The sequence below is a fragment of the Streptomyces sp. NPDC059564 genome (assembly GCF_042735575.1).
Lineage (GTDB): Bacteria > Actinomycetota > Actinomycetes > Streptomycetales > Streptomycetaceae > Streptomyces.
The window spans coordinates 1-4,388 of the sequence record NZ_JBHWBP010000495.1 but is presented as its reverse complement, the minus strand read 5'-3'; the positions used below and the strand labels follow the sequence as shown (position 1 = coordinate 4,388).

Annotated in this window: 3 protein-coding genes; 1 reads left to right on the top strand and 2 read right to left on the bottom strand. The window is 73.9% G+C overall.

Annotation, left to right across the window (positions count from 1 at the left end):
* Window positions 1–59: 59 nt before the first annotated feature.
* Window positions 60–1,085 carry a glycosyltransferase family 2 protein gene (locus tag ACFV0Q_RS38850; RefSeq protein ID WP_385012454.1) on the bottom strand — a complete coding sequence of 342 codons (1,026 nt, stop codon included), beginning with the start codon at window positions 1,083–1,085 and terminating at the stop codon, window positions 60–62.
* Between the two features lie 285 nt (window positions 1,086–1,370).
* On the opposite strand from ACFV0Q_RS38850, the gene ACFV0Q_RS38845 reads away from it, so the two are divergent.
* Complete coding sequence (locus ACFV0Q_RS38845) at window positions 1,371–2,750, top strand: LCP family protein (protein WP_385012456.1); 1,380 nt, start codon at window positions 1,371–1,373, stop codon at window positions 2,748–2,750.
* A gap of 6 nt (window positions 2,751–2,756) precedes the next feature.
* On the opposite strand, the gene ACFV0Q_RS38840 is transcribed toward ACFV0Q_RS38845, so the two are convergent.
* Entirely contained in the window at window positions 2,757–4,250 is a 1,494-nt protein-coding gene (locus ACFV0Q_RS38840; RefSeq protein WP_385012453.1) for a glycosyltransferase family 39 protein, read from the bottom strand.
* Window positions 4,251–4,388 lie beyond the last annotated feature (138 nt).

Below are 4,388 nucleotides of genomic sequence, written 5' to 3'. Positions count from 1 at the left end.
GGGGTGACCCGGTCCACAGGGACCGGGTCACCCCTTCGCGTTGTCCGTTCCCGCGTCCGTCAGACCTCGGAGGCGTCGCGGCGCACCGACGGGCGGCGGCTGGCGATGACCTTCGCGGCGAGCGAGCGCGGGCTGGTGAGGAAGCCGAAGCCCCAGCACATGTGCATGGTGGCGAGGGCGACGGGGATCTGCGCGCGGGCCTTGAGGGACAGCCCCTTGCCGGCCGGGACGGATCCGGCGGTGATCGCCGCGAGGTAGCCGGCCGGGACGGCGAAGGCCCACGGGGTGACGAGCGCGCCCACGACGGCTCCGGCCGCGATGGCGCAGACGGCGGCCGGCGGGGCCAGGTACCGCAGGTTGATGGAGCCGGGGTGGTAGCGGGCCACGACGTGGCGCCAGCGGCCGTAGTCCTTGTACTGCTTGGCGAGGGCCCGTACGGAGGGCCGCGGGCGGTACTGGACCTTCAGCTCGGGCGAGAACCAGATGAGCCCGCCGGCCTCGCGGATGCGGAAGTTCAGCTCCCAGTCCTGGGCGCGGATGAACTCCACGTTGTACCCGCCCTGCTGTTCCAGGGCCTCGCGGCGGAAGACGCCGAGGTAGACGGTCTCGGCCGGGCCGGCCTCGCCACCGGTGTGGAAGGCCGCGTTGCCGACGCCGATCCGCGAGGTCATCGCGGCGGCGACGGCGTCCTCCCAGGCGTTCTCGCCCTCGGCGTGCATGATGCCGCCGACGTTCTGCGCACCGGTCTCCTCCAGGAGGCGGACGGCGGTGGCGATGTAGTTCGGCGAGAGCATGCCGTGGCCGTCGACGCGGACGACGATCGGGTGGCGGGAGGCCTCGATCGCGGCGTTGAGGGCGGCGGGGGTGCGGCCGGTGGGGTTCGGGACGGTGTGGACGCGGGGGTCTTCCGTTACGAGCTCGGCGGCGATCTCATCGGTGCGGTCCGTGGACGGCCCGAGCGCGATCACCACCTCCATCTCGCCTGCGTACTCCTGTCCGAGGATGTGGCGGACGGAGTCGCGCAGGTGGCGCTCCTCGTTGAGCACCGGCATGATCACCGAGACTGCGGGCTGCTGGGCGGGCATGTGGTCCTTCAAGGTCGGGTATCGGTGTCACGTTACCGCGTACGGGGGAAACGGGTGCGCGGCGGACGAGCGGTACGGACAGAGGCTGATCGTATGGGCCTACTGTTCAGACGAATCTGAAGATCTGCCCGCTGTCTCCCGCTGTCCCCCGCGGAGGTGTCCCCCGTGCCCCAGCCGCACCGCCCCACCCGACGCGCCCCCGGCTCCCCGCCACCCCAGCCGCAGCGTCCGCGGAGCGGCGGCGGACGCCGGACCGGGCGGCGGGACGACCGGCCGCGGTGGGGCGTGCGGATCGCGGCGGGGCTCTCGCTGGTGGTGCTGGGCTCCGGGGCCGTCGGGCACGCCGTGATGACCGGCCTGGACACCGGCATCGAACGGGTCGACCCCTTCAAGGACATGAAGAACCGCCCGCAGGCCGGGCACGGGATCAACTTCCTGCTCGTCGGCACCGACGGCCGCGACAAGATCACGCCGGAGGAGAAGCGCGAGTACCGGCTCGGCGGGGCGCCCTGCCACTGCACCGACACGGTCATGCTCGTGCACCTGTCCGCCGACAAGGAACGCGCCAGCGTCATCAGCCTGCCCCGCGACAGCTACGCCGAGGTCCCCGCGCACCAGGACCTGGTGAGCGGCACACCGCACAAGGCTCACCCGGTGAAGCTGAACGCCGCCTACGCCGAGGGCGGGCCGAACCTGACCGTGCGGACCGTCGAGCACATGACCCGCGTGAAGATCGACCACTACCTGGAGGTCGACTTCACCAGCTTCATGAAGACCGTCGACGCCATGGGCGGCGTCGAGATCTGCACCGCCAAGGCCATGCACGACACCTACACCGGCCTCAACCTGCTGCCCGGCACCCACCGGCTCACCGGCGGCCAGGCCCTGCAGTACGTACGCTCGCGCCACGTCGACGGGGCCTCCGACCTGGGCCGGATGCAGCGCCAGCAGCGGTTCATCGCCGCCCTGATCAAGCAGGCCACCGGGGGCGGGGTGCTGCTGAACCCGGTGAAGTTCAAGGAGGTCAGCTCCACCCTGCTGGGCTCGGTGCGCGCCGACAAGGACTTCGGCTCGGAGCAGATGCTGGCGCTCGGCCAGGCCATGCGGGACTTCACCCCCTCCTCGTCGGAGTTCGCCTCGGTGCCGGTCGGCGACGCCTCGTACCCGGTCAAGGGCATCGGCTCGACGGTGAAGTGGGACGAGCCGAAGGCCGCCAAGCTCTTCGAGGCCCTCCGCCAGGACCGGCCGCTGGCCCCCGCCCGGCCCGGACGGGCGCCGCGCGGACCCGCCGCCGTACCGGTCGACGTACCGCCGAAGCAGATCCGGATCCAGGTGGAGAACGGGACCCGGATCGACGGGCTCGGCGGGCGGGTGGACGCGGCCCTGCGCGCCACCGGCTTCGACACCACCCAGGCCCCGGCGACGGGCGCCAGCCGGGAGGTCCGGCGCACGGTCATCGCCTACGACCCGCGCTGGGACCGCTCCGCGCGGACGGTGTCGACGGCGCTGCCCGGCAGCGAGCTGCGCGCGGTCACCGGGCAGGGCCGCACGGTGCTGGTGATCGCGGGCGCGGACTTCAAGAAGGTCGTGCCGGTGCGGGCCGAGGACCCGTACCAGGGCGAGTTCGGCGTGGTCACCGGCGACCAGGTGGTGTGCGGGCGCTGAGGTGCCCTAGCGGGTGCGCTCCAGCAGGGAGACGTGCAGTCCGCGGACGTCGGTGGTCGAGGCGACGCGGTAGTGGCTCTGGAGCGCGCGGGCCTGGGCGGCGGGGAGCCGGTCGTAGGGGTCGTGCTTGGCCGTGGCACGGGTGACGAGCCAGATCCGCCCGGTGTCGCCGAGGCACTGCTCGGGCTGGGCGCACTCCTGCGGGAAGAGGTCGTCCTTCTCCTGCGCCGAGCGGGCGGCGAAGACGTCGCGGAGGTGGACGCGGTTCGGCAGGTAGTACTCGATCTGGTAGTCGACCATGTACACGCGGTCGGCGCCGCGGACGGGTACGAAGCCGTCGCCGGGCCGGTAGCCCTGGGCGATGATCCCCGCCGCCGCCCGGCCGTCGGAGGTCTCCTTCGCCTGCTCGGTGCGCAGGTGGCGCTGGTCGGGCACGCCGAGCAGGATCAGCGCGGCCAGCCCGGCCGTACCGGCGGCGCGCGGCTTCAGCGCGGCCAGCCCGGCGGCGGCCAGCATCACCCACGCGGGCACCGTGAAGAGCACGTAGCGGTCGATGAAGTACGAGGTGCTGCCCTGCGAGACCAGGTAGACGGCGGCGATCGGCGCCGCGCCCAGCAGCAGCAGTTCCACGGCGGGACGCCGGCCCCGGCTCCAGGCGAGCGGCAGCAGGGCCAGCGCGGCGATGCCGAGCGCGACGAGGGGGGAGGCGAAGAGGTTGTCCCAGAGCCCGGCGATGTCCCTCATCCGGGGGGTCTTGATCCAGCTGATCTGACGCCCGACCTGCTGGCGCCCCAGCAGCACCAGCGGGATCACCGGCAGCAGCCCGGCGGCGGCGGCCACGGCGAAGGAGAGCGCGGTCCGGCCGCGCCGGCCGGCCCGCCGGCGCAGCGCCACGATCAGGGCGTGCGGCAGCAGGAACAGCAGCGCCACCATGTGCAGCAGCCCGGCCGCCGCGACCGCCGCGGCGTACGCGGCCCAGCGCGCCGGGCCCGGCCGTTCCAGCGCCCGCAGCAGCAGCCAGGTCGCGGCGCTCACCGCGAGCACGACGAAGGCGTACGAGCGGGCCTCGGTGCCGTAGCGGGTGACGACGGGCAGCAGCGCGAACAGCAGCCCGGCGAAGACGGCGGTGCGGCGGTCGAACAGGGCCCGGGCGGTCAGCACCACCAGGGCGGCGGAGCCGGCCATGGCGAGCGCGGAGGGCAGCCGGAGCATCGCGGCGGAGTCCCCGAAGACGGAGACCCAGCCGTGCAGCAGCAGGTAGTAGAGGCCGGAGACGGCGTCGACGTGGCCCAGCATCGCGAGCAGCTCGCCGGTGTCGCGGGAGGCGGCGTTCCAGCTGGCCAGCTCGTCCCGCCAGAGCTGCGGGGTGCCGCCCCGGAAGGCGGTGACGGCGAGGGTCAGCAGCGCCGCCCACAGCCAGTCGGGCCCGGGCAGCCGCCGCGCGCGCCTCCGGGCGGGGGCGGGCGCGGCCGCGGCGGTGGTCTGGGTGGCAGTCGGCATCAGGGGTTCTCCGCGGCAGGGCCGGTCGAGGGGCAGGCCGTCGCTCGGGCGGAGCAGCCGGACGTCGGCGGACCAGTCTACGGGGCCCCCGTAAGGCACCGGTATGCCCGTGGGGCAGCGCCCCGCGGACGGGGCTCC